The organism is Deltaproteobacteria bacterium, from assembly GCA_016180855.1.
Classification (GTDB): domain Bacteria; phylum UBA10199; class UBA10199; order JACPAL01; family JACPAL01; genus JACPAL01.
In genome coordinates this window covers 95,471-120,210 of record JACPAL010000003.1, presented here as the reverse complement: position 1 = coordinate 120,210, position 24,740 = coordinate 95,471, and the positions used below count along the sequence as shown (strand labels likewise).

General features: G+C 51.6%; 21 protein-coding genes and 1 tRNA gene. 8 read left to right on the top strand and 14 right to left on the bottom strand.

Features of this window, described 5'->3' with window-relative positions:
* Positions 1-3 precede the first annotated feature (3 nt).
* Positions 4-477: a CBS domain-containing protein gene (locus tag HYT77_02120; GenBank protein MBI2066797.1), complete on the bottom strand. Its 474-nt coding sequence runs from the start codon at positions 475-477 to the stop codon at positions 4-6.
* 99 nt (positions 478-576) lie between these two features.
* On the opposite strand from HYT77_02120, the gene HYT77_02115 reads away from it, so the two are divergent.
* Complete coding sequence (locus HYT77_02115) at positions 577-1,095, top strand: NADH-quinone oxidoreductase subunit I (GenBank protein ID MBI2066796.1); 519 nt, start codon at positions 577-579, stop codon at positions 1,093-1,095.
* A gap of 6 nt (positions 1,096-1,101) precedes the next feature.
* Positions 1,102-2,100 (top strand): isocitrate dehydrogenase (NAD(+)), encoded by a 999-nt coding sequence (locus tag HYT77_02110; GenBank protein ID MBI2066795.1) that lies wholly within the window; start codon positions 1,102-1,104, stop codon positions 2,098-2,100.
* 18 nt (positions 2,101-2,118) lie between these two features.
* On the opposite strand, the gene HYT77_02105 is transcribed toward HYT77_02110, so the two are convergent.
* From HYT77_02105 to HYT77_02085, 5 genes are read right to left on the bottom strand one after another with little or no spacing between them, the layout of a single operon-like run.
* Positions 2,119-2,694: a hypothetical protein gene (locus HYT77_02105; protein MBI2066794.1), complete on the bottom strand. Its 576-nt coding sequence runs from the start codon at positions 2,692-2,694 to the stop codon at positions 2,119-2,121.
* A gap of 6 nt (positions 2,695-2,700) precedes the next feature.
* Positions 2,701-3,468, bottom strand: a complete 768-nt coding sequence (locus tag HYT77_02100) for a phosphatase PAP2 family protein (GenBank protein MBI2066793.1) — start codon at positions 3,466-3,468, stop codon at positions 2,701-2,703.
* Complete coding sequence (gltX, locus tag HYT77_02095; GenBank protein MBI2066792.1) at positions 3,465-4,844, bottom strand: glutamate--tRNA ligase; 1,380 nt, start codon at positions 4,842-4,844, stop codon at positions 3,465-3,467. The genes HYT77_02100 and gltX overlap by 4 nt, the downstream gene beginning before the upstream one ends.
* Positions 4,845-4,895: 51 nt before the next feature.
* Positions 4,896-5,735 carry a hypothetical protein gene (locus HYT77_02090; protein ID MBI2066791.1) on the bottom strand — a complete coding sequence of 280 codons (840 nt, stop codon included), beginning with the start codon at positions 5,733-5,735 and terminating at the stop codon, positions 4,896-4,898.
* Complete coding sequence (locus HYT77_02085) at positions 5,732-7,966, bottom strand: hypothetical protein (GenBank protein ID MBI2066790.1); 2,235 nt, start codon at positions 7,964-7,966, stop codon at positions 5,732-5,734. Before HYT77_02085 ends, HYT77_02090 begins: the two co-directional genes overlap by 4 nt.
* A gap of 109 nt (positions 7,967-8,075) precedes the next feature.
* Here HYT77_02085 and HYT77_02080 point away from each other — a divergent pair, with 109 nt between their 5' ends.
* Complete coding sequence (locus tag HYT77_02080; GenBank protein MBI2066789.1) at positions 8,076-9,131, top strand: 3-deoxy-7-phosphoheptulonate synthase; 1,056 nt, start codon at positions 8,076-8,078, stop codon at positions 9,129-9,131.
* A 2-nt stretch (positions 9,132-9,133) separates the two neighbouring features.
* On the opposite strand, the gene amrB is transcribed toward HYT77_02080, so the two are convergent.
* From amrB to HYT77_02060, 4 genes are all read right to left on the bottom strand, one after another.
* Positions 9,134-9,943, bottom strand: a complete 810-nt coding sequence (gene amrB / locus HYT77_02075; protein MBI2066788.1) for an AmmeMemoRadiSam system protein B — start codon at positions 9,941-9,943, stop codon at positions 9,134-9,136.
* 50 nt (positions 9,944-9,993) lie between these two features.
* Positions 9,994-11,013, bottom strand: coding sequence for a ketol-acid reductoisomerase (gene ilvC, locus HYT77_02070; protein MBI2066787.1), 1,020 nt, complete (start codon positions 11,011-11,013; stop codon positions 9,994-9,996).
* Positions 11,014-11,132: 119 nt separating this feature from the next.
* A complete protein-coding gene (locus HYT77_02065; protein MBI2066786.1) occupies positions 11,133-12,221 on the bottom strand; it encodes a hypothetical protein in 1,089 nt (362 codons plus the stop codon).
* A gap of 79 nt (positions 12,222-12,300) precedes the next feature.
* Complete coding sequence (locus HYT77_02060; GenBank protein MBI2066785.1) at positions 12,301-14,568, bottom strand: hypothetical protein; 2,268 nt, start codon at positions 14,566-14,568, stop codon at positions 12,301-12,303.
* A gap of 261 nt (positions 14,569-14,829) precedes the next feature.
* On the opposite strand from HYT77_02060, the gene gltB reads away from it, so the two are divergent.
* Together gltB and HYT77_02050 are read left to right on the top strand one after the other, a co-directional pair.
* The gene (gene gltB, locus HYT77_02055) at positions 14,830-19,329 is read left to right on the top strand and encodes a glutamate synthase large subunit (GenBank protein ID MBI2066784.1); all 4,500 of its coding nucleotides are present in this window, start codon (positions 14,830-14,832) and stop codon (positions 19,327-19,329) included.
* 137 nt (positions 19,330-19,466) lie between these two features.
* Positions 19,467-20,261 carry a TIGR02757 family protein gene (locus HYT77_02050; GenBank protein MBI2066783.1) on the top strand — a complete coding sequence of 265 codons (795 nt, stop codon included), beginning with the start codon at positions 19,467-19,469 and terminating at the stop codon, positions 20,259-20,261.
* 3 nt (positions 20,262-20,264) lie between these two features.
* On the opposite strand, the gene HYT77_02045 is transcribed toward HYT77_02050, so the two are convergent.
* On the bottom strand, positions 20,265-20,744 hold the full coding sequence (locus tag HYT77_02045; GenBank protein MBI2066782.1) for a DcrB-related protein: 480 nt from the start codon (positions 20,742-20,744) through the stop codon (positions 20,265-20,267).
* Positions 20,745-20,781: 37 nt separating this feature from the next.
* On the opposite strand from HYT77_02045, the gene HYT77_02040 reads away from it, so the two are divergent.
* On the top strand, positions 20,782-21,687 hold the full coding sequence (locus HYT77_02040; protein ID MBI2066781.1) for an RluA family pseudouridine synthase: 906 nt from the start codon (positions 20,782-20,784) through the stop codon (positions 21,685-21,687).
* Here the strand turns inward: HYT77_02040 and HYT77_02035 are convergent.
* A complete protein-coding gene (locus HYT77_02035; protein ID MBI2066780.1) occupies positions 21,670-22,890 on the bottom strand; it encodes a hypothetical protein in 1,221 nt (406 codons plus the stop codon). The genes HYT77_02040 and HYT77_02035 overlap by 18 nt on opposite strands.
* A gap of 92 nt (positions 22,891-22,982) precedes the next feature.
* Here HYT77_02035 and HYT77_02030 point away from each other — a divergent pair, with 92 nt between their 5' ends.
* Positions 22,983-23,444: a DUF2141 domain-containing protein gene (locus HYT77_02030; GenBank protein ID MBI2066779.1), complete on the top strand. Its 462-nt coding sequence runs from the start codon at positions 22,983-22,985 to the stop codon at positions 23,442-23,444.
* A 71-nt stretch (positions 23,445-23,515) separates the two neighbouring features.
* Positions 23,516-23,597, top strand: a tRNA-Leu gene (locus tag HYT77_02025).
* A gap of 18 nt (positions 23,598-23,615) precedes the next feature.
* On the opposite strand, the gene secG is transcribed toward HYT77_02025, so the two are convergent.
* Positions 23,616-23,969, bottom strand: a complete 354-nt coding sequence (gene secG, locus HYT77_02020) for a preprotein translocase subunit SecG (GenBank protein ID MBI2066778.1) — start codon at positions 23,967-23,969, stop codon at positions 23,616-23,618.
* Entirely contained in the window at positions 23,969-24,739 is a 771-nt protein-coding gene (locus tag HYT77_02015) for a triose-phosphate isomerase (GenBank protein ID MBI2066777.1), read from the bottom strand. Before HYT77_02015 ends, secG begins: the two co-directional genes overlap by 1 nt.
* Position 24,740 lies beyond the last annotated feature (1 nt).

Genomic DNA, 24,740 nt, shown 5'->3' with positions numbered 1-24,740 from the left:
TTTTTAGGCCCCATCAGGTGCACGTTGAACCTGATGGATATCAGGCGGTAAATTATAAACCTCATGCGGAAAATGTTCCGCAAGATGCCGGATCAGTTCCCGAACCGATAGAATTCCCTGAATCTTCCCATGATGATCGACAAGTGGGATATGACGGTACCCCCCCTCACTCATCACCTTGATTGCATCAGCTACGGAATCGTCAAATTTTAAGGTCTTGGGGGCCGGGGTCATCACCTCTTGAACTGCCGTCTTGAGACTTAAAACCGGCTCAATCACCCTCTTCAAGAGATCCTGTTCAGTAAAAATACCGACCGGTTTTTCATGCTCTTCTATCAATGCACTACCGGTCCTTTGCTGCTCCATAAGGGAAATCACCTTTTCAATCGTAACATCTCCCTTTACGCAGAGGGGCTTCCTCAGGCTGAGCGACTGGATTTTTGTCTCTTTTAAAACTTTACCAAGGTCTTTTGCCATCGGGAACCACTTTAGCTCCAACCCCGTCTGACTGTCAATTCAGCTACTTAAGGCCGATCGTTGACTTTGATTGTTGGATTGTGCGAGCTAACAACATAGATGGAAGCAAAAGTAAAGGTCCTTTACCAGAGACCGATGACGTTCTGGGAGAGAAGCTATCTTTTCCCCATCGTAACGGGTCTTTGGACCACCTTGAAGCATCTACTCAAAAACCTCCTGCGGATTGAAAAGATAGCAACCTATGAGTATCCCGAACAACCCAAGCCGATTCCAGATGGGTATCGTGCAGAACATCGGCTCATGAAACGTCCGGATGAATCGGTTCGTTGCACTGCCTGCATGCTCTGTGCCACTGCCTGCCCGGCTGACTGTATTGAGATTGTTGCCGCCGAAAACCCGGACCCAAAAATTGAAAAGTACCCTGTTGTTTACAATATCAACCTCCTCCGTTGCGTCTTTTGTGGACTCTGCGTCGAGGCCTGTCCTTGCGATGCAGTCCGGATGGATACCAAAAAGGTGGACATGGCGGGGTACAGCCGGGAGGAATTTATCTTGGATATCGATTACCTTTTAAATAATCATCCGAACGGGATGGACTCCCACTCGATTGCTCCTTAAGAAAGAATGACTTACCGGATCTCCCTTATTGTTGGTGACGGCATAGGCCCCGAAATTGTCGCGGCGACGCGTGAGATTCTTGAGGCGACTGGGGTCAGGATCATCTGGGAAGAGGTGAGCGCCGGCCAAAAGGGGATAGAAAAAGCGAATCATCCACTCCCGGAAAAGACGCTCCGGTCGATCCGCAAAAACAGGATCGCCCTTAAAGGACCCTTGGCGACGCCGATTGCCACAGGCTTCCCGAGTGTCAATGTCCTGCTCCGAAAACAACTCAAACTCTACGCCAACGTAAGGCCGGCAAAGAGCCTGGAGGGTATCCGGAGCCGATTTCACGACGTCGATCTCGTCATCCTTCGTGAGAACACGGAGGATCTCTATTCCGGCATTGAGCATATCGTGGCGCCGGGCGTTGTCGAATCGATCAAGGTGATCACACGAAAAGCCTCCCTCCGGATTGCAGAGTTTGCCTTTCAGTATGCAAAGAAACAGGGTCGCAAGAGGATAACGGCGGTTCACAAGGCCAATATTATGAAGCTCTCCGACGGGCTTTTTTTGGACTGCGCACGAAAAGTGGCCAAGGCAAATCCAAGGATCAAATATGATGAGATTATCGTCGACAACGCCTGCCAGCAACTGGTTTTAAGACCCCAGCAGTTTGACATTCTTCTTCTGGAAAATTTGTACGGTGATATTGTCTCGGATCTGGCCGCCGGGCTTGTCGGAGGATTGGGGGTCGTGCCAGCCGCCAACATCGGTGAAAAGGGGGCGATTTTCGAGGCCGTTCATGGAACGGCACCGGATATCGCCGGCAAGAACAAGGCCAATCCGACGGCACTGATCTTAAGCGGCGCGATGATGCTCGATTATCTGGGAGAACACCGACCTGCTCACAAGATACGCCGGGCCGTCAACAAAGTTCTCAAAACCGGGAGGGTCCTCACAGCGGATTTGGGGGGAACGGCCCGCACAACCGAATTTGCACACGCCATCATCAAGGCACTCTGAATAGGAAAAGTCAGCTCTCTAAAACAAAGAGGCCAAGGCGGCAACTCCCAGGGGAATCAGCAGATTGTCCCAATCCTGGTACGGAAGTGATTCAATGAAGGCACCAACGATCGCCAAAAAGATGGCGATCGGCCAGGAATAGAAAAACGCCATCACAATAAGCGCGGTCAGGAAATAGGCAGTCGTCCCCTCCCAGCTCTTCTTGGGAGAGTGCTTTAGTTTGTGTTTCCCGTAAGTAATCCCGATGATGGCAGAGGCAACATCGGCAAACGCCAGTTGCAGAAGTCCGGCCGCAGCCGGCTTGAACGGAAAGACAAGCAGGGTGATTCCAACCCCCAACCCCATAAAAAACGGGGATTGGGCAATCTCTTTTTCACGAAGCCGTTTCGCCTTGGCGACCGCCTCCGATAGAAATGGAACTGATCCTCCCTGACGAACAAAGGATTCGTGGGAGAGATACATGATGGCACAAGCAACAATCACGAGAACGAGAACCCCCTTCGAAATGGCCGCAATCGGCAGGGCAATGATGATCCCCATGTGGATGAATTTTCTCCACAGCTCCTTTTTAAGTTCTCCCGTCAGTGGCAACATACTTTTTTAGAAAAGCCTCCCAATCTGAATCCCTCCACCTGATGCCGACAGGTTGGGTGCAACAAAAAAATCCTTTCTCTCCTCCTTGTGAAATCGAGCCGTACCAAGCCCAACAACCGTGCCTAAAAGGGCCCCTGCCATGACATCTGAGGCGACATGCTTGTTGCTATCAAGCCTGGAGAGCGAAATCAATGTCGCGAGAAGATAGGAGGGGATGCCGATCCACGGACCATAGAAAGACTCCGCCACCGTGGCCAGGGCGAAGGAGCCGGAGGCATGCGCCGATGGAAACGAGTAACTGTTAGAACCATCCGGCCTCTCCCGTTGAGTCATGAGCTTTAAGGGGTAAGTAAAGGCATAGGTCAATGTGAGTGCCTCGAGCATCGTTCCGGCCGTCCAGGTCGCCCTCGGCATCTCCAGGAGTTTAAAGGTGGTTGTCGCCACCAAGGCACCTCCCCCCAGTACAAGACCGTTTCCCAAGATGTTAAAAAGATCGTTCGCACTGCCCAGAATATCACGAGGATGAAACTCCGCCTGGATCTCCGGATCTTTTTGGTGAATTCCAAGGGTCAGCCCCGTCCCTGCAGCAATGCCCAAAAGGTGCCATTGATTCCAAAAAGTCTCTTTTAGATCATTTCCTATGTGACGGGGCAATTCGTGAAAAAACCATTGCTCGGCAATATCGGAACGTTCTTTGTAATCCTCTTTTTTGCCGGCCCATAGGGACCGAGAGAATAAAAGAAGCAGGAGAATACCCGCCAAACGCCTCTTCATGCCAAAACCTTATCAAGTCTCCTCAAAACCTTCTCTTGACCGAGCAGGGTCATCACCTCAAAGATACCGGGAGAAACGGTCGAACCGGTCAGGGCAACCCGTAGTGGTTGGGCAACTTCTTTCAAGGAAATTTTCTTCTCTGCTGTGAGTCGTTCAAAGGCGCCTTTGAGGGCCGACTCGTGAAAGTCCTCCTGCAACGAGAGAAACCCTCGGATCTCCCGGAGGAGTCCCTTATTCGCTAAATGAGGCAGTGCCTTCTCCTCCACGGTAATCTCTTCGGCCAGATAGGGAAGGACAAGATGGGCCAGCTCGATCAATGTCCTGGCCCGATCGCGACAGAGCTGAATCGACCGCTCCAGCATCTCCCCCACTATCACCTGATGTCCCTCCCTCTCCAAAAACGGGATCAGCAGGGCGGCCAATGTCTTTGGATCGGTCGTCTTTATATAATGACTGTTAAGCCAGGCGAGCTTCTCCATATTGAAGACGCCCCCCGATTTTCCGATATTACCCAGTGAGAATTTTTCAACCAGTTCGTCACGCGTGAAGATCTCCTGATCTCCATGGGACCACCCAAGTCGTGCAAGAAAGTTGATCAGGGCATCCGCAAGATGCCCCATCTCCTTGTAGGCTAAAACGGAGGTTGCCCCGTGCCGTTTTGAAAGCCGTGTCCGGTCGGCCCCAAGAATCATCGGAAGATGGGCGAATAGGGGAAGGGGATATTCGAACGCCTGATAAAGTTGTATCTGGCGAGGGGTGTTATTCAAATGGTCGTCCCCGCGGATAACATGGGTAATCCTCATCAAGGCATCATCAATAATAACGCAGAGATTGTAGGTTGGAATTCCGTCAGTGCGCTGAATCACAAGATCATCGAGTTCCGCATTTTGAAACGTGACATCTCCATGGACCAGATCGTGGACAACGGTTTCACCCGTCTGAGTTGTCTTAAAACGGATGCAGTACGGCCGCTTCTGGTTCGGATCGGCATCGCGGCAACGACCATCGTATTTTGGTTTTTCCCCCTTCGCCAAGGCAGATTTCCGTCTCTGCTCCAATTCCTCAGTGGTGCAATAACATCGATAAGCGTTCCCCTCCGCCAGGAGCTTGTCGACATGCGACTTGTAAATCTCCATCCGGTCGATCTGGTGGTAAGGCCCCTCATCCCAATCAAGCCCGAGCCATTCAAGCCCTTCCATGATCGAACGGACGTATTCTGACGTCGATCGCTCCCGATCGGTATCTTCTATGCGGAGGATAAAGACCCCCTTTTCCTTCCGCGCATAGAGCCAGTTGAAGATCGCCGTCCGAGCTCCACCAATATGGAGATGACCGGTGGGAGAGGGGGCAAATCTGACACGTGGGCCGTCTGACATGCGAGGAACTTAGGGGAGGGGAGGGGAGGTGTCAAGAAACGATCCGTTGGCTTATTTATTCCCAGGAGAAGAGAGGGAAAGACCGGTCTGGACCAGTTTCAGGTCGTAAAAATATCTCTCACTTTCTGGAAGGCGGGAGGTCAGTTCCTCTTTTAAGGACCGATCTTCCGGAAAAAGTTGTTTTGATGCCATCACCGCTGCCCGACGAACCGATCGGTAAGGGGAGCCTAATGCAGAGAAGAGATCCCCTTTGATCTCCTCTCTTTTGCCCTCTGATTCAAGACCGATCATCATCATCGCATTGATCGCCTGTGTCTTGACGATAAGGTACTCCCCTCCCGGCGGCGGGCCTTCCTGTTCCGGACCTTTCATCAGCTCGTCCGGAATCGGCTCTTCAATCACCTCTTTCAAGGCAGGGAGGGCCAAGTCGGAACCGATCTCACCCAACAGAAATGTGAGCTGGTACCTCGGATAACTCCTTTCGATCGGGATTGCACGAAGTGCCTCGGCAATCTTAGGAACGAGTTGATTTGCCTTCATGCGAAGGACTTGAAGTCGATGTTGCCACTCCGTCTGTCTGGTCTCATCCCAATCCTCTGAATCGATCAGCCTTAAGCCGTCCCGTAGCTCCTTTGGGAGTTCCGAAATAATCGAGGTGACGGGATCCTCTTTTCCCTGCCCCCATTGCCCAGTTGTCCCCTCTTCTATTATTGAGGTAGCCCCTTCTGGATGATCACCTTTCTTTCCACCGAGAGGCAGCCTGTTGTGCCCCTCCTGTAACGCCTTCCGGAGGGTCAAAACTCCTGTCCCCTTCTCCATTCTCCACAGGAGCAGGACGCCACCTCCCAGAAGGAGGAGGATCAACAAAAAGATAAGCCTCTTTTGCGTCATAATCGGAACCCCGGGTCGATATAGAATTGCCAATCCAGGCTTACGTTTCCCTGATCTTGGGCCATCTCCCGGATTAAAGGGGAGCAGTTTGCACATTCCCCGTAGATCCATGAGTCGAAGATAACCCCGGCCCGATAGGCCCCATTGGAATCCCACGAATAGTCACAATTATCGTCTCCTCCGTTGCAGTCATAATGAGAGGCCCCGTCACGATAGGCATGCCACCCTTCATGAACAATAACCTCGGCCCTTACAAACGGATGTGACTCAAAAATAAGTCTTTTTGAAAGGGTTACATCCTCATCCCCCCAACCGGTCGAAGTCCAGCCGGCCCATATTGATTCACACGATGACATCGGTCTCAAGGAATCAATCGGTCGCCCGGCCAGCTCATAAAACGAATCATCCCGAATCCTCTCTCCTTCAAACAACTCCTGATTGTAGTTCTCCCAACGCCTGTTCTTTAGAAAGTGGATCGCGGTCAAGAGCCTCTTGAACGGGTTTCTGTTCTGATAAAAGAGGTAATCGGGGGTGAGATTCCTCCAACGGTCCAGGCCGATCCCAAATTTACTGATGTAGTTGTTCATCGTGACGGTCGAAAGAGAGGTCCCGTACTGTTCATCGTAGCCATGCAGCGTATAGGGACAGCCGGCACTATCTACAATCTCCACAGGACCACGATATTCAATGGGGGCCTCACATCGGTAGGTGTAATCGGTATTTCTGTAGAAAACACCCACACGCCGTGAATTGGCAGCAATATCAGGGCAACTCCAACGCGTATCAATCCAGAACGGAAAACCGCTAACCACGGGACATTCTGCCTCTCCCTGCATCGGGAGATCAACATCGAGATTAAGAGGATTATTAACGCCTGTGAAACAGTTTGCGTATCTTATTGTGTCATTAACGGAGGTCGGTCTTCCCGAGATCCTCCAGGAGAGTTGGATCTCACCTCCTTGGTAGACCCTCTCCGGCTCCGCCTCGATCGTACAGTGAGAGACATTAGAACAAGGGAGCTGGTACCCGGCGTTGTACGAAAGCGTAAACCTCTCCCCATTCTCCTTCTCAAATTGCATCTCGACCTCATCAATATAAACCGGATCGATCTCTTCATTATTATTCCAGCCGTACCAACCGGAATAATCGATGCTGACTTGAATTTTAAGGTCCTCCACCTCAATGCTATCGGACCGGGGAGGGGGATAATATCGACAGGTCGAATCGTAAGAGTTCTCACAATAGATCTCAAACCAAAGGCTTGGAAGCCCCTCACGGTTTGGTCGGAAACGAGGGATATCTTCGGCACACCGTTCTACGCCCCTTGAGGACCACTGATAATTGGCCCGACAACCGAGCTCTGCCCTTACCCAAAAGGAAGAGTCCGGCCTGGCAGCCAACCAATCCCGGTAGGCCTGATAACTCTCGAGGAACTCATACGTGAGACTTCCGAGGAGGGTCCCCGATGATGTCTGGGTCGCCAGCGGGATAAAGACCCCATTTCCAAGCTCTATCTTCCCCTTAATCCTTTGTCCAAGAGAGCTCCTCTCGGTACTCCCATTATTAAGAATCACCTTGAGCTTTTTGATCCTTTCGCCCCCTGATGCCGAGGAAGGAAACTCAACACAGGGGATCCAAAGGTTGTTCAGAGTTGTCCTCCGGATACTCCCATTGTTCAAGACGTAGGATATCGTGGCCTCTTCAACCCCGATCGCATCCGTCGCCCCACAGCCAGGTCTCTCCGTATGGATCTCTACCGGTTCCATATCCTCAATAGGGATCGAAGGGAGGTCGCATCGGGTCAAGACACATGAATCACTCCCCGGAGGCCCTTGAAGCCGCCAATCAAATGTCTGACGGCTCTGCCCTCCCACCGAGTGAAACCGGAGTCTTAGGCCTTGATCCTGCCCTCTGGTCAGATACCGATACTGGTGCCTTCTATCTAAAGTAGGAAATCCAAGATAAAAATCCCCCTCTGAAGCCGCCTCACTCGCATTCATCGTCCGAAGATCGAGAAAGACCTGTCTTACATACCTCCCTTCCTCCTGAGAGATCTGGGCAACAGTAGACCAGTCGACACCACCCAATCCGTTGAAGTTGTTACTATTGATCTGGTTTGGACCAGAAGAAGGTCCACCGGACTGGTTGAGGGGGCCTGAATTCATCTGCGCACTGAGCGGAGACGTGAGAAGCAGAAGGAGCAAAAGGGAGATACGGGAGAGCGATCTCACAGGAGTCCATCCTATCATAGTTGATTGAGGGGGAGAATAGACAAAAGCTTACTCTTGAAATTTCATCTTGATGACGTTTGGGCACGTCATATATCCTTCAAGGCACCTCATGAATGATCAGAAAAAACTCATCAACACCAATATTGAAAGTTCGTACCTCCTTCCAACCCCGGTGGAGATTCAGCGTCAACTGCCGTTGACAAAAACCGCGCAAAAAACGGTTTCGGAAGGAAGAGGAATCATTCGGAATATCCTCGATGGGAAGGAACGCCGTCTTTTTGTTGTTGTGGGCCCCTGCTCTATTCACGATCCGAAGGCAGCCCTGGAGTATGCCGGCAAATTGAAAAAATTGTCGGACGAAGTTTCAAAAAATATTTTTTTGGTTATGCGGGTCTACTTTGAAAAACCCCGGACGACGGTCGGCTGGAAGGGGCTTATTAACGATCCGTTCATGAATGACTCCTTTCATATTGAAGAGGGACTCAAGAGGGGGAGAAAACTTCTTTTACAGTTGAACGAGATCGGTCTTCCCGTTGCATCAGAGGCGTTGGACCCCGTGGTCCCTCAGTACTTATCGGATCTGATCGCCTGGTCAGCGATCGGCGCACGAACGATTGAATCACAGACCCATCGCGAGATGGCCTCCGGTCTCTCGATGCCGATCGGATTCAAGAATGGAACCGATGGCAATATTGAAGTTGCCGTGAACGCGATGAAATCGTCCCTTGCACCACATCACTTTTTGGGCGTCGATTCGGAGGGCCGACCGGCGGTCTTCAAGACGAGGGGGAATTCCTACAGTCATATCGTTCTGCGGGGCGGCAAGAGACCCAATTTTGATCCGGAGAGTATCGCCGCTTGCGAAAAAATACTCGAAAAAGAACGGCTTCGTAAAAAGATCATGGTCGACTGCAGTCACGGCAACTCTAACAAAGACCACCGCAATCAACCGGCTGTCTTTGAAAACTGTCTTGGACAATTCAAAAAGGACGGTTCGTCCATTATCGGCATGATGCTGGAGAGCAATCTCTTTGAGGGAAACCAGCCGATTCCACCCGACCTCAAAGATATTTCAGGGCTTCGTTACGGCGTCTCCGTCACAGATAAATGTATCGACTGGGAGATGACGGAAAAATTGATTCAAAATGCTTATGCGGAGCTTTAATCTTAAGAGATCATAAGGCTGGCGTACCCCACGACTGAATTGTAGTCCCCCGTTACATCTCCACTCGTCGCATGTTTGATGAGCTCTGCTTTTTTAGCCCCTAGCTCCTTGGCCGCAATGAGCATCACTGTGGTCGGGATAATCCCGCACATCGAGACCGAGCTTTGATGGACCTTGTCAAAGAGGCGTTTGGGATCAAGCTTCAAGATTTGTTGAATGGCGATCTGGTCCTTTTTCTCGGCAATCCCCTGGCTTTCATAGTGATTCATATCCGAGCTCGCAATAATAAGGATCTCCTCACCCGATTTTCGGATCGTCGCTGCGAGCCCCTGTCCAACCGTCTCGCAATCCTCGAAGGGGATGTGTCCCAGTGTCACCGGGACAAAAGAGAACGCTTTTTTGAGATGCTGTAGAAACGGGATCTGAACCTCCAGCGAATGCTCTCGCCGATGCGCCTCCTGATCAATCTCCAAGAGGGGACAGTTTTTCATGAAAAGGGAGGCAAGTGGCTGATCAATCTTGGCACGGCCGAGTGGCGTCTCCCACTCACCCTCAGGCATGATCGAGAAGGGGGAACCGAGGCCGGTGTGATTGGGAGAGAGGATGATCAATTTGTCCGGGATCTCTATTTTGCTAAAAACGGCCCCCGCTACTACACCGCTATAAATGTAGCCGGCATGGGGAGAGACAACACCGATGACTTTTTCTTTTGACGTCGGATGAGTTGAGAGACAGCGCTTCAGTTCGGACTCAAGTTCTTGGACTTGAGCCGGATAGAAGGTTCCTGCAACTGCCGGTTTTCTGAGAGGCATAGCTCGTTTCTAATATCCCCATGACAGGACCCGCACCAATGGTCATTCTCTTACTTCTGCTCTTTCTTTTGAACCGATCCCTGCAGCCACGGCATCATACCACGGAGCTCCTCACCCACTTTTTCCACGAGAGATTTGGCACACTCCTCACGCCTCTTCTTAAGGGTGGGGTTTCCTTTCTCACATTCTTCAATATATTCTTTGGCAAATTTCCCGCTCTGGATCTCTTTCAAGATCTCCTGCATCGCCTTGCGGGTACCCTCACCGATGATGCGGGGCCCTCGTGAGTAGTCGCCATACTCGGCGGTATTCGAGATGGAATAACGCATATTGGCGAGTCCACCGTTATAGACCAGATCGACAATGAGCTTCATCTCATGAAGACATTCAAAGTAGGCAACCTCCGGCTGATAACCGGCCTTCACGAGCGTATCAAAGCCGGCCTGCATAAGCTCCGTCACCCCTCCACAAAGAACCGATTGTTCACCAAACAGGTCGGTCTCTGTCTCTTCCTTAAAGGTCGTTTCAATAACGCCGGCACGAGCCCCGCCGATCCCGGCGGCATACGCAAGACCGATCTGTTTCGCCTTGCCCGTCGCATCCTGACCAATCGCAATAAGGCAAGGGACACCAACCCCTTCCTGAAACTGGGAGCGAACCAGATGCCCCGGTCCCTTTGGGGCAATGAGGATACAATCGAGGTCCGGCCGAGGGACAATCCGCTTAAAATGGATGTTAAAACCATGCGCAAAGAAGAGCGCAGCCCCCTTTTTTAAATTCTTTTGGAGATGATCATCCCAAAGCTTTTTCTGGTCTTCATCCGGGATGACGATCATCGCAACGTCGGCCATCTTTGCTGCCTCGTCAGCATTGGTCATCACCTTGAGCCCAGCCTGTTCCGCACGGCGGATGCCCTTGCTCTCTGGCCGGAGGGAGACGGTGACATCCATGCCACTCTCTTTGAGGTTCAACGCATGGGCATGCCCCTGAGAGCCGTAACCGAAGATGATGATCTTCTTGCCTTTGAGCAATTTTGAATCGGTATCGTTTGCGTAGTAGATTTTTGCCATGAGGCCTCCTTGATCACCCTCACCCAAAGCGATTTCTTTTAGTCTTATGTCCCCTCTCCCGTCAACGGGAGAGGGACAGGGTGAGGGCAGAAAGCCCTACAATAGGAGTTCTCTGCAGTCTAGGGCTTTGCGGGGACTGTTTGTGGGGTTTCAGAAAAGACAAAGGTCCAACTGTTGAGCAGGCGCCGAACGAAGGGAGCTTGCTTATCGGGGAGTGTTTCCAAAAGAAGCCGGGTGTACTCTGTCTGTGAATTTTCAGGAACAAAGAGCTCAAGTTCTGCCACCGTCATCACCTCTGAAAAATCATCTCCCAGACTCCAGGGGGCCCTTTCACGCACGGAGACCGTGTCACTGTGAAGGGCACCTGAATAAATAACGACCTTGGTCCCTTTGCGGGTCTCCCGCTGAACCGCCGACTGAAGATAGGCATTGACGCTTGTAATAACTCCATTGTTGAGGTTTGTCTCGAGACTCTCCTGATAGGGAGGATCCATGATCTTCCCCTGAGCGATCGCCCCCAAGACGACATGGCTGGCCAACATCTCCTTCAGCGGAATACCTCCCCCAACGATCTTAATACCAAGACGTCTCGCCGCCTGCATCATAATCTCAAAACTGGCACGGGCGCGGTCGCTCGTCTGACTGAAGCAGGCATCAAGGTAGGGTGTATTTTCAGAATCGATTTTGCCCGTCTTGATAAAAAGATCCCGCTCCTCATCCGGCCAATCATAGGAAACCATCTCGGTAACAAATGTCTTATAACCCTCACTCGCCATCCTGGGTAGGACCTCCTCAGCGAATCGCTGGGCGGTTGGGTTGATCTCCGGGGGCAGGGTATCGGACAAATGCTCTTCTCCGACAGCAATCACCTGGGGATTCAGAGAGAAGATCTCTGATAGAACATCGGTCAGCTTTCTCCGTAGAAATGGAGCACTCACAAAAAGATCCGGCCTTTGTTCAAAGAGGGCATTGAGAACCCGACGTGATGTCACCGAATCATAGGTAACAAGTTTTTTGTACTCATCAAAATCGATCTGGGTTGGAGATCTATCGTCAAAAAAAGAGCGGGCCAATGATCGGGCAAAGGCAGGGGGAAGACCCTCCCTGAGTCCCTTTTGCCTGAGACCTTCTTGAATTTCTGCAGATTTTCTGGAGTCGCGATCGGCTACCCCGCTCCCAATCGCCCTTACGAAAGAGTCAATCGACATTGCCTTTTCCCTCCCGTGACCGCTTTGGATGTCACAAGCGGTCTATCGGGAGGGAGGGCAAATAGGTTGCCGATTTCTTTTACTGTACGATACCTCCGATTACCGCAGGGGCATCCGTCACAGTAGGCATAGTGCCAACCTCGGGATCGGTGAACTGATTCTCGGGCGCACCCACCCCACTAATGCTTAAGGCGCTGCAGGCACTCGCATCAACCTCGGCCATGCTCTGCTCAATCGCCATCGCCTTGGTGTAATACGGAGTCCCATCGCAATCGAGCTCTGTCCCATCATCGATAATAAACTGGGCAACCCACATCTCAAACTCGCTGTCATCACTCTCCACCTTCTCGTAGGGAATCCCAAAGAGGCGTCCCTCACCATGGTAATCAAGATAGTAGGTGCCATTAACGGCATCCTGATACAGACATTTAAGCGGTGCCTCAAACGAAACCGCCTCTCCGTTAGAATCGAGAAGGGCGGTGTAGAAGTTCCAGTTGTTCGGCCCGGCCTCGTAGGTGTACTGGGTCTCCTTCGACCAGACATCCCACGGGTTATCAACGGTCGTGCTCGTTGTTACCATCGCACCACTCCTAAAGCCCCAAAAATTAGGGCTTGAAGGGTCAATCGGCGTTCCCAGTGCAATGGTGACCGATTCCCCATTTCGCTTCAGGGTCATGTCAGTCGCACTAATGGTATAGATGTAGGGGTCAGTTTCGCTATCCGTAATATCTGTCTCAAAGAGATCGCCTGAGTTAAAGTCTGCAGCAGTAAGAGGGGCCTTTGGACACATGCTATAGCATTTAATTGTCAAATCCCCGGAGGCGAAGATAGAATCACTCGGCGTGACAAACTCCTCCTTATAGAGAGGGACCGCGAGGCTGTTCGAAAGCTGTCCACTCTCCGGTACCACGATATCGAGATTGCCCAACCCCTGCTTCCAGAGTCCAATGAACCCGTTCGGCTCTAAGGTCACATTCTCCTCGGGAATCGTCGTCTGTGAACAACCGTTCTGGTTGCACTGATCGATACCGAATTTCACAATATTCGTCCCATCCCAACGGACGAGGAACGTCTGGGAAGCGTTCTGATCCCACATGTAGAAGGTGTCACCCAGAAAATCCCCCAGGGTCAAATCCTGCCGGGTCCTGCGAATCAAATGGCCCCCACCCTGAAAGACGGTGTAGGTCGCAGTTCCGTCCTCATTGGTGACCTGATCACCCGCCGCAATGGTTCCCAGGTGCTCCGGGATCCAAACACCATAGTAGTCGGCCCATCCATAGTTGTGATCGTTGTCTCCCACCTTGATGCTCATACCGGAGTTCCTCTCGAGCCGGTCACCGGCTGCATTATAGAGGTTATACTCCCAGACATTTTTGCGGAAGTTCTGGCGGTCGAGGCACTTCGTGCGCTCCTCGAAATCGGCCAGATAGTGGCCCTCATCAAACGCAACGTTGGCGGTCTCGTTGTAACTATCCATTCCAAAATTTCCACTCCGGCTCACATAGGCCTGACCGGATAACCCGTCAGCCGTGATGATCGCATGGGTCTGCTCCTGCAGCGCCGATCCGGCCTCAAGAATCATCTGAAACTCAACAAGGCCACTGCTCGTTGTAGAGGAGGAGAGACTGCCCGTCATCGTCTGTGTCCCTTCAGTATAGCCGATAAAATTCATCGAAAACTCTCCGTACGGGTTGCTGTCACTCTTGGCCGCTGTAATTGTGAGTTTGGCCCGAATCTCATCGAACGGATCCTGGGCACCCGGCGCGACCTGGAGCCAGAAGGTAACGACCTGAGGACTTGAATCATCTACGCGAGATGAGTTGACAACCCAGGTCTCAAACTCCCTCGACTCAGAGGAAGACTGGTTGGAACCCTCCGAGGAGCGATCCTGCCGACGTCCCTCACAGGCCGTAACATCGATCAACGCAATGTAGTCCCCGGCATTCAATTTACTGGCGTAGGCGGTCTGCTCTACCGAGCAAAGAATCTCGTTAATGAGATCGAGGGCCTGCATCGATTCATCATAGACCCAAATCTCAGGTTGATCGGTCAGGTAGTCACCGGAGGCCGGGACAGCCAGTTTTACGAGGGCGGAGAGGCTTGAACTCGTCCCACTCTCCGAGGCGGTAACAAGCGCCATCTGATCGGCAATCTCCAAGGCGGTCACACCACTTCCCCCGGTTCCGCCGGTTTCACCACTAGCCGCACGAGTACTCCCGGCGGTGCCACACCCCCCAAATCCCGTTATACCGTTCAAGGCCCATACAAAAGCGATCGCCATGAGCCCCGTAGCGATCTTTTTGAGATAAAACATATTGTCCCCCTTCTTGATTTTCTTCTGTTTCACTCCAACTGACGAGGATTGCAACTGAAATGCCAAACCCGGTTTTTTTTAAGTGGACAATATAAGAAGAGTTTTTCCGATCTGCCAATCGACAAATGGGTTAGAAAGAACCCAATGGCTTTTGGGGACTGTTCAAAAATGCCCAGCTGCAAGGCACCCCGAGGAGCCGGCGACGAGGGGAACGCAGCAGATGGCATTTTTCAACAGTCCCATCTCCTAAATTCTGATTGCCCTGGCCACGGTGCCCCGATAGACTTCCCCCTAATGTTGGAGAGTTCGCTCCTTTTGACACCGGAACATGACTCGTGTGGCACCGGCTTTGTTGCGAACATCCTCGGCTACAAGAGCCACTCCATCCTGGAGAAAGGGATTGAGGCGGTCATCAATCTGACCCATCGTGGTGCCGTTTCAGCCGACGGAAAAACTGGGGACGGGGCCGGCCTTCTGACACAGGTCCCCCACAAAATCTTTCATGCGGAAATCCTCTCCTCCGGTCGAAGGATTCCCGAATCAGGAGACCTGGCCGTAGCAATGGTCTTCTTCCCACAAAATGACTTTTCCCGTCAGAAGTGCCGGCACTTTTTTGAAGAGACGGCGTCAAGGTACGGCCTGGAACTGCTCGGATGGAGAAAGGTGCCGGTTCGAGACGAGGCGTTGGGAGAAAAGGCGTTTGAAACAAGGCCGGTCATTGAGCAGTTTCTCGTTGCCCGTAAGGGGAAGACCCCAAAAAAAGAGTTTGAACGTCTCCTGTTCATCGTACGGAAAGAAGTTGAAGCGATGGCGATGGAACATTCCTTCTTCGATCTCCATATCGCCTCATTCTCCTCACGAACGATTGTCTACAAAGGGTTCATGCTCGCTTCGCAACTCCCGGAATACTACCTGGACCTTAAAAATCCTGATTATGAAACATCACTCGTCATCTATCACCAGCGATTTTCAACCAACACCCAACCAAGCTGGCGTCTGGCCCAGCCGTTCCGCACGATCGCCCACAACGGCGAAATTAACACAATTGCCGGGAACCGAAACTGGATGAGGGCCCGTGAACCGGATCTCCTCGAACTACCGTGGGCCAAGAGGAACTCTTTTTTAAAACCGGTTATCATGCCGGAGGGGAGTGACTCCTTTTCGTTCGACAACGCTATTGAGGTCTCACTCGCCTCAGGGCGCGAAATTCTCCATACACTGGCAATGCTGATGCCGGAGGCTTGGGAAAAAGATCCACAGGTCTCCCCTGATCTTAAGGGATTTTACGAATTTCATAACTTGATTACCGAACCGTGGGATGGCCCAGCAGCCATTGCCTTTTCAGATGGCAAGATCGTTGGAGCGATTTTGGATCGGAATGGCCTCCGGCCGGCACGTTATATTGTAACCGATGATGACCTCATGATCATGGGCTCGGAAGTAGGGATCGTTGAAGTGGATGAATCCCACATCTTGAGAAAGGGACGTCTTGGCCCCGGGATGATGATTGCCGTCGATACCGAATCAGGACGCCTCCTGGAAAATGACGAGATCAAATCAATGTTGGCCGCCCGGCGACCCTATCGTCAATGGGTGGAACAAAATCGAAAGATACTCGCCTCCTACCCCAAAAAACTGGATGTCCCTTATTACCGGGAAACTCTGCCGGCCCGCCAAAGGGCGTTTGGACTCACGGAAGAGGAGATCCAGCTGGTCATCCGAACCATGGCGGTCGAGGGAAAAGATCCGGTCTTCTCGATGGGGGATGATACCCCTCTGGCCGTCCTCTCCAGAAAACCACGACGACTCTATCAATACTTCAAACAGCTCTTTGCCCAGGTTACAAACCCGCCGATCGACCCGATCCGTGAAGAGATGGTGATGTCACTCAAGGCTTGTGTGGGACCCCGACTCAACTATTTTCAGGAATCACCGGAGCATGCCCGACGCTTGATGTTGGCCTCTCCCATTCTCCTCCCGGAGGAATTCGAGGAGATTCGTAATTTTCACTATCCCGAACTGAAAACGATCACCCTCCCGGCAACCTTTGATGCCGCCGATGGAGCCGATGGGATTGAGGACACCCTTCTGATCCTTGGTGAAGCGGCTTGTAAAGCAGTCATGGACGGTTGTGGCATCATCATCCTTTCCGATGAGGAGATTGACTCGAAGCGGGCACCGATCCCGATGCTCGTCGCGGTTGCGGCTGTTCATCACCACTTGATGCGTGAGGGACTCCGAATGAAATGTTCGATTATTGCGGAGACGGGGGATGCCTTTGACATCCACCACTTTGCCTGTCTGGCCGGTTACGGGGCCGCCGCCTTTTATCCCTACCTCGTTTACGAAACGATTCAGGATCAGATTGAAAAAAAATATATCCAGAGCGACCCCCAGACCGCTTTTATTCGTTATCGGAATGCAGCAAACCACGGGCTTCTGAAGATCATGTCCAAGATGGGGATCTCAACCTATTCTTCGTACCAATCGGCCCAGATTTTTGAGGCGATCGGACTTAGGCGTTCCACGATCAACCGCTATTTTACGGGAACCCCTTGTCGCGTTGGAGGCATTGGTCTCTATGAAGTTGTTCATGATGTCTTGCAGTGGCACCGAGAGGCATTTCTTGAAGGAGAAAACCGTCTCCCGTTGGGAGGGTATTATCGGTTTCGGCGCGGGGAGGAGTTCCATGCCTTCAATCCTGATGTGGTGAAGGCGGTCCATGCCTACACAAAAAGCGGGGAGTACGACGATTACAAAAAATATGAGTCTTTGGTCAATCAGAGGCCGCCCACCTGTCTACGGGATCTTCTGGAATTCAAAAAAACAAAACCAATCCCCTTCGAAGAGGTGGAACCGGTTGAATCAATCCTGAAACGTCTCAATACCGCCTCAATCTCTTTCGGCGCCCTCTCCCAGGAGGCGCATGAGACGCTCGCGATCGCAATGAACCGAATGGGGGCCAAGAGTGGGAGTGGTGAGGGAGGGGAAGATCCAGTCCGTTACAGACCATTACCAAATGGAGATTCCAAAAATAGCCGGATCAAGCAGGTCGCCTCGGGCCGTTTTGGGGTCACGACGGAATATCTCGTCAGGGCCGATGAGCTGGAAATAAAGATGGCGCAGGGTTCGAAGCCGGGTGAGGGGGGACAGCTTCCCGGACATAAGGTAACATCGGAGATCGCCCGTGTCCGCCATGCCCAACCGGGTGTCACATTGATCTCTCCCCCACCGCATCATGACATCTATTCGATCGAGGATTTAAAACAGCTCATTTACGACCTGAAACAGGTGAATCCGGCCGCCAGGGTCTCGGTCAAGCTGGTTTCCGAATTTGGCGTCGGAACCATTGCCTCAGGGGTCGTCAAGGCACATGCCGATACGATCCTGATTTCAGGCCATGAGGGAGGAACGGGGGCCTCTCCGATGTCATCAATCAAAAATGCCGGGAGCGCCTGGGAACTAGGTCTTGCCGAGACGCAACAGACACTTGTCATGAATGGTCTTCGGAGTCGTGTTCTCATTCGGGTCGATGGGGGGATGAAGAGCGGCCGGGATGTTGTCATCGCCGCCCTCCTCGGGGCGGAAGAATACGGCTTTGGCACCGCCCCACTGATTGCCGAGGGATGCGTTATGGCGAGACAGTGCCATCTGAATACCTGTCCTGTCGGCATCACGACACACGATCCCACTTTGAGGGCAAAGTATTCTGGAACCCCGGAGCGGATCATCCGGTTTTTCTATGGCGTGGCGGGAGAAGTCCGTGAGATCCTGGGACAACTCGGGTTCCGATCGCTTGAAGAGATCGTTGGACGGGTTGATCTGCTTAAACCGAAGAACCTTTCTGATCACCCCAAGGCGCTCTACCTCGACCTGGCCCCGATCCTCCGAGAGATGGAGGCAGGACAAAAATTTCCCCAACACAGGCTTCTGCAAAGAAACGATCCACCGGTCGATTCACTCAGTTTGAGGGTTCTGGGCGATGCCGATGATGCTATTCAAGGGAAACACTCAATGAAACTTTCCTATCCGATCCGTAATATCCACCGCTCCATTGGGGCATGCGTAGCCGGTGAGATCGCACGACGTTATGGAGACAAAGGTCTTCCCTCTGGGATTGAGCTGGAATGCCTCTTTCAGGGGCATGCGGGACAGAGCTTTGGCGCCTTTTTGGTGCCGGGAATGCGCTGGATTCTGCAGGGCGACGCCAACGATTATGTTGGAAAGGGAATGACCGGCGGCGAAATTGCGATACGTTCCGATGAGAAGACAAAGTTCACTCCTCATGCGAATGTCATTGCGGGAAACACGCTCCTTTATGGGGCAACCGGCGGCTCCTTGTTTGCGGCAGGAAGAGTTGGCGAACGATTCTGTGTCCGTAATAGCGGGGCGAAGGCGGTAGTGGAGGGAATTGGGGACCATGGATGTGAATACATGACGGGAGGAGTGGTTATCGTCCTGGGACCTGTTGGAAGAAATTTTGGTGCCGGGATGAGTGGTGGCATCGCCTTCATTTTTGATGAAGAGAGACAGCTGGAGCTCCATCTTAATCAGGAACTGGTAACGATCGGGCCGTTCTCGCAGGAGTGGGAGACTATAGCGAGGGCGCTGATTCAAAGACATTTCCAGCTGACAGGCTCCCCCCTTGCCGATCGAATCCTCAAAAAGTGGTCTCGGACCGCGCAAGACTTCCGAGTCGTCCATCCCAAGGATCTAAAGGTTGTCCAACATTTGACCGCAGCGATCGGTTTGACCGATGAGCCGACGGAAGAGGTCCTCTCCGCCAGGGCTTGACATCCACTCTTCCCTTACCAATATACTAAGGAGTTCATATCCCGCTATACATTGGAAAAGAAAAATGAAGCATATTCTCCTTAGTACTGTCAGGTCTTATGAATAGAGATTAATGAACTGACTTGTAAAGGTGACCGTTGTCACCCCTCAAAAAAGATCACCAAGAGGCCAGAAGATTTCTTGAAAAAATATATGCCCAATATGATGGTCGTCTCCTGACGGAAGATCCCATCTCCTTTGTTCACCGATACTCGGATTCAGAAGATCAAGAGATCGTTGCCTTTCTCTCCTCCCTGCTCGCCTTTGGCAATGTAGGGGCGATTCAAAACAGTCTCGAAAAAATTCTCTCTCCCCTCGGACCTCAACCGGCCCGTTTTATTCGTACCGCTCAGGATTCCGAAATCCTGGCGATGAAACTTCCCCAACACCGTTGGGTTCGTGAATCGGACCTCCATTCTTTGCTCATTCTTCTAAGAGTCATTTTTCACAAGGAGGGTTCACTCAAAAGGCTCTTTCTCAAAGGGTATCGTCCCAAAGACCCGAATCTTTTGTCCACCCTGGAGACATTTTGTCAGACGCTCTCTTCCTTGAGTCCTCAGAAAAAGAATTCAAAGGGGTTTCAGTATTTTTTTCCGCTGCCAAGTCGCGGCTCTGCCTGCAAGAGGCTCCATATGTTTCTCCGATGGATGGTGCGACCCGATGATGGAATTGACCTGGGTCTCTGGAGGGAGATTCCTCCCTCAAAACTGATCGTTCCACTCGATACCCATCTCTATCAATTTGCCAGAAAATACCATTTAAGCCGACTCAAAACAGCCAATGGAAAAATGGCCCAAGAGGTGACATCCTTTTTAAGGGAACTTGACCCTCAAGACCCGGTCAAATACGACTTTGCAATTTGTCACTATGGAATGGAAAAGGGATATCGCTAACAACTAACCCAGTTTAATTGACTTCAGAAAGTTCTGAAAGGGACGATAGTAAATATCAAACTGTTCCGCAGGAAAACTCCCTGTCAGATTCACCGCTGTGGTGTCCTTCAGAATAGTCACCTGAACCTGCTTCACCATCTGACCCGGCTTGATTTCAGGAACCGGTCCACCACCTGTGCCGAGCATCTGGCGCATCGCCGAGACATCCCACGTACAGACCATCTGCATCGCCCGAGCCCCTCCGACGATGATTTCTCGTTCGTCGGAGATCTTAAAATCCCGAATGCCCCGCTTGACGATCGATTCCTTGATCTTCTGGAAATACTCCTTTAACCCGATCGCCTGGGGTAGGGTCTCTTTGGTCATGATGATGTTCGGTTTGACATTCTTATCAGGGGACGGGATGGTGAAGGTGATCATCCCTTGGTCTTGCCAGGTTGGGGGTGTTTCGGCCTCGAGGCCACCGAGATAAATTTTAGCCATAGGGGACGGCCTGTAGCATCGTTAAAGGAGCTTGTAAATGAATTGTTTCAAGGTGGGGCGGAGAGAAGAAGGTTCACGACTCGATCGCTTTCTTCAGGAAAAAACCAGTCTCTCCAGAAAAAAGGTCAAGGGGTTGCTTGATCAAGGCCAAATCTACCTCAACAACCGGAAGGTGGTTATCGCCTCGTGGCAGGTCAAGCAGGGAGCCCTCATTGAAATACGCAAAGAGACCGGCTTGCGACATCCAACGGCGGATAAATATTTCCTCAAGGTCGTTTATGAAGATTCGGATCTGCTGGTGGTGGAGAAAGATGCCGGGGTCCCTTGCGAGGAATCACCCCAAGCGACAGAACCAACGATACTCGAAATTATCAACGCCTACTTGAAGCGCAAATACCCGCACCTGAAGAGACATTATGTCGGCCCTGTTCACCGTCTGGATCGCGATACCTCCGGTCTCATGGTCTTCACGAAAAAAAGGGAGGCCAACAAGCTCACCGACCAATTCAAGAGACATGTCATTAAAAGAAGATACCTGGCGATTGTTGAGGGGGCTGTCGAAGGTGAACGGGGCAAGATTGAAGGCTTCTTGCAAAAAAATCAGATCCTTCCCGGAGGGAGAAAGGTCAAGCCATCGACTATCGCTTCAGGTAAGAGGGCCGTGACTTATTGGAGATTAAAGGAACGATACGCCGTTGCCTCCTTGTTGGAGATCACTCTCAACACCGGTCGTACCCATCAGATCCGGGTTCACATGGCATCGATCGGACATCCGGTGATGGGAGACAAGATATACGGCCATGGCGGGGGCCTCCAAAGACAGGCGCTTCATGCCTCTTTTCTGGGATTCTGGCATCCGCTGACGGGGCAGGAGATGGAATTTGAATCGGATCTGCCGCGTGATATGAGGAGACTGGTGGATCGGCTACGGTTTAAATCCTAATTTTGTTTCGGATTTAATCCGGTCTGTTTTGGACATGACAACCAGATCCCCCCTCTGTACCTCATCAAAAACCCGGTTAACCTTCGAGCAGTCCCGATCCAATCGCGTCGTTCTTAGAAGATCCGGCAGGCCACCGGGACCACACAAGAGAATCTCTGATTTTCCATTTGAGTTGAGATGTCCGGAGACAACACGCCACGTCTCCTTTGAATAGGTGGAAGCATATAGCAAGGAGCCCTTTCCTCCACCCAACAGAAGATACGAGCATTTCAAATAATCCTTCCGGATTCCGACCAAACGATCGAACCTCTCAATATAAAAAGGTCTCTTCCATTCCAGGTAGGTATGGCACCAATCACGCCTGTTTGCCTTGAGCATCGGGCAATCAGTCTGATGGAGGCAGGGGGCCAGGACGGTGCCAATTTTTGCCTTCAGAATAACGTCATGGAGTTCCATAAGCTCCCGGGTTGTCCGCTGGAGTGCCGGTTCCATGAGAAAGAGGACGGCACCTGGATTCTTGTAAAGGAGGCGATCGACGAGAGTCACCCTCTTTCCTCGTGGAAGTTCGCTAAAAACATTAAGGGCTAACATCAGGTCGGCAGCCGGGATCCTGGGCAAATAGCCTGACTCAAGGTCAGCCACGATTGTTTGGAGTTCTGATTGAATCGACAACCCCTGTTTCCGCAGATGGGCCACGATCTCATCGTGAAGAGACCGGGCATCCTGAAGTGCATGCCGGTTTTGATCGATGAGCATCCAGCGAAGAGGTGGAATTTTCCCCCTCTCTTTGAGGAGATTTTCTAACCATAGAAAGGTTCCGAGCATCCCGGTGCCGGGACCGGAACCGATGTCAAGAATGGTGTAGGGGGATGAGGGGTCATGTTCGGAGGTAATGAATTCGACCCCTCCATTTATACTTTGCAACAAGAGTGTCGCCACCTTCAGCGCATTGACCGGCAAGAAGTAGAGAAGGTATCCGGAACGATACTCCTTCTGATTAAAATAATTTTTGGGGAGTGATGAGCGCTCCCGCGTAAACGAGAGATTCAGCGCCTCAATCCCCTTGGCAAAAAAGCGATAATCTTTCTCTGTGAACTGGTCCCCCTCGGCATGTCCTTCATGGCGGGTTCCGGGATAGAAGGTTTGCTTGACGTATCTTTTCAGGAGTGATTCCCAAAATGGAGGAAATTCGAGTGCACGCATCTTGATTGGCCTACCACAATAATGTCTCTCATCCAAAAAATTGTTGAAAAATTACTTCGCGCTGTCAATAAAGATAAGAAAAGGGGGTGTCAATGACACGAGAGAGATTATTCTTATCAGGCGTTATCCTCATTTTTCTTATGGCCTCTCCTGTTTTTGGTGATAACTCGGCAACCCTTGAAGTGGAGGTGACAGGAATCAAAAATAAGAAAGGAGAGGTTGGCGTTGCCCTGTTTGAGAGCGTGAAAGGTTATCCGACCCACCTCGAATATGCCTATGAAACAGAGTGGATCCCCTATGAAAAAGGAGAAGGTAGTTTAACCTTCAACTTCGAAGGTCTCCCTCCGGACGACTATGCGGTCTCCGTCCTCCACGACGTCAATGCCAACAGAAAGGTTGACCGTACCGGCCTCGGATTTCCAAAAGAGGGAGTTGGTTTTTCAAATGATCAGAAGGTAACGTTGAAGGCTCCGAGTTTCAAGAAGTCAAAATTCGACCTCGTCGCTGGTGAGACTAAAAAAATCATTATTCGACTCGAGTATCGGAAGGATTAGCGGTTTGGGGGGTTTTGAAGGCCAACGTTGACAAGAAAACCCCTCTAACAGATAAAGTGAATCTAATTCTGGCCGGGGTGGTGGAATTGGCAGACACGTACGTTTGAGGGGCGTATGGAGCAATCCGTGCGGGTTCGAGTCCCGCCCCCGGCACAAAATCACCAACCGTAATTATTTCTTTTCATTGGAATCCGTCGGTTGAGGAACATTCGCCGAAGGAGCTTCCTGAGGGGCAGTCTGTGGAGTCTGAACCTCGGTCTTGGCCGGATACTTTTCCAGCACACTTCCACCCGGTCCCTGTCTTGCCATGCGAGCCAGTGTGATAGAGGTCAACAGAAAGAGGATGGCAACGGCCGCTGTCATCTTGCTTAGGAAAGTGGTCGCCCCGCGCGGACCAAAGACGGTTTGTGAACCACCAGCACCAAAGGCAGCCCCGATATCGGCCCCTTTGCCAGCCTGGAGAAGGATAACGCCGATCAAGATAAAACAGAGAATGAAGTGTAAAATCGTCAAGACAAGATGCATCAGTGAACCTCCCTCGATTCCGCGAGCCGGATCATTTTGACAAATTTTTCAAGTGAAAGACTCGCCCCTCCCACCAGAACACCGTCAACGTTCCGCGTCTCAACAATCTTCTTGATGTTGTCACTGTTCACACTTCCCCCGTAAAGAAGTGGGATCCTGTTCGCCGTCGGGGCATCGTAGGCCCGAGCAATAAGATTGCGGATGTAACTATGCTCTTTCTCAATCTGCTCCTGGGCTGCCGTCTCTCCGGTGCCAATCGCCCAAACCGGCTCATAAGCAATAATCAAATCTTTGATATCCCCCATCGGAAGACCCTGAAGCCCCTTTTTGATCTGTTGCTCCAGAACAGCCTCGGTCCTTCCACTGGATCGTTCCTCTTTTGTCTCACCAATACAAAAGATCGGGGTCAGTTCAGAGGCAAGCGCGGTCTGGATCTTTCGTCCCACCATCTCATCGGTCTCGCCAAAATAGCGTCTTCTCTCCGAATGTCCCACAATGACGTGACTGCACCCGATCTCTCTCAAGAAATCGGGTGAAACCTCTCCGGTGTAAGCCCCTTCATGCTCCCAGTGGCAATTTTGGGCCGCCAGCTTGAAGCTCGTCTCCTGCAGGACAATTTGCGCCGAATAAAGCGATGTGAACGGCGGGGCGATCACCACTTCGGCAATCGTTTGCTTCTCAAGACGGTGACTCAACTCGGTAATCATCTTGAGAGTCTCCGACACCGTCCCATTCATTTTCCAATTAGCAACAATAATCAAACGGTTCATG

What these genes read in the sequence shown, in the direction of transcription:
- gltX (MBI2066792.1), bottom strand. Translation starts at nt 4,844, where the DNA reads ATGTCAGACGGCCCACGTGTCAGATTTGCCCCCTCTCCCACCGGTCAT.
- ilvC (MBI2066787.1), bottom strand. Translation starts at nt 11,013, where the DNA reads ATGGCAAAAATCTACTACGCAAACGATACCGATTCAAAATTGCTCAAA.
- amrB (MBI2066788.1), bottom strand. Translation starts at nt 9,943, where the DNA reads ATGCCTCTCAGAAAACCGGCAGTTGCAGGAACCTTCTATCCGGCTCAA.
- HYT77_02120 (MBI2066797.1), bottom strand. Translation starts at nt 477, where the DNA reads ATGGCAAAAGACCTTGGTAAAGTTTTAAAAGAGACAAAAATCCAGTCG.
- secG (MBI2066778.1), bottom strand. Translation starts at nt 23,969, where the DNA reads ATGCATCTTGTCTTGACGATTTTACACTTCATTCTCTGTTTTATCTTG.
- HYT77_02015 (MBI2066777.1), bottom strand. Translation starts at nt 24,739, where the DNA reads ATGAACCGTTTGATTATTGTTGCTAATTGGAAAATGAATGGGACGGTG.
- HYT77_02090 (MBI2066791.1), bottom strand. Translation starts at nt 5,735, where the DNA reads ATGACGCAAAAGAGGCTTATCTTTTTGTTGATCCTCCTCCTTCTGGGA.
- HYT77_02065 (MBI2066786.1), bottom strand. Translation starts at nt 12,221, where the DNA reads ATGTCGATTGACTCTTTCGTAAGGGCGATTGGGAGCGGGGTAGCCGAT.
- HYT77_02110 (MBI2066795.1), top strand. Translation starts at nt 1,102, where the DNA reads ATGACTTACCGGATCTCCCTTATTGTTGGTGACGGCATAGGCCCCGAA.
- HYT77_02105 (MBI2066794.1), bottom strand. Translation starts at nt 2,694, where the DNA reads ATGTTGCCACTGACGGGAGAACTTAAAAAGGAGCTGTGGAGAAAATTC.
- HYT77_02045 (MBI2066782.1), bottom strand. Translation starts at nt 20,744, where the DNA reads ATGGCTAAAATTTATCTCGGTGGCCTCGAGGCCGAAACACCCCCAACC.
- HYT77_02080 (MBI2066789.1), top strand. Translation starts at nt 8,076, where the DNA reads ATGAATGATCAGAAAAAACTCATCAACACCAATATTGAAAGTTCGTAC.
- HYT77_02030 (MBI2066779.1), top strand. Translation starts at nt 22,983, where the DNA reads ATGACACGAGAGAGATTATTCTTATCAGGCGTTATCCTCATTTTTCTT.
- HYT77_02035 (MBI2066780.1), bottom strand. Translation starts at nt 22,890, where the DNA reads ATGCGTGCACTCGAATTTCCTCCATTTTGGGAATCACTCCTGAAAAGA.
- HYT77_02100 (MBI2066793.1), bottom strand. Translation starts at nt 3,468, where the DNA reads ATGAAGAGGCGTTTGGCGGGTATTCTCCTGCTTCTTTTATTCTCTCGG.
- HYT77_02115 (MBI2066796.1), top strand. Translation starts at nt 577, where the DNA reads ATGGAAGCAAAAGTAAAGGTCCTTTACCAGAGACCGATGACGTTCTGG.
- HYT77_02040 (MBI2066781.1), top strand. Translation starts at nt 20,782, where the DNA reads ATGAATTGTTTCAAGGTGGGGCGGAGAGAAGAAGGTTCACGACTCGAT.
- gltB (MBI2066784.1), top strand. Translation starts at nt 14,830, where the DNA reads ATGTTGGAGAGTTCGCTCCTTTTGACACCGGAACATGACTCGTGTGGC.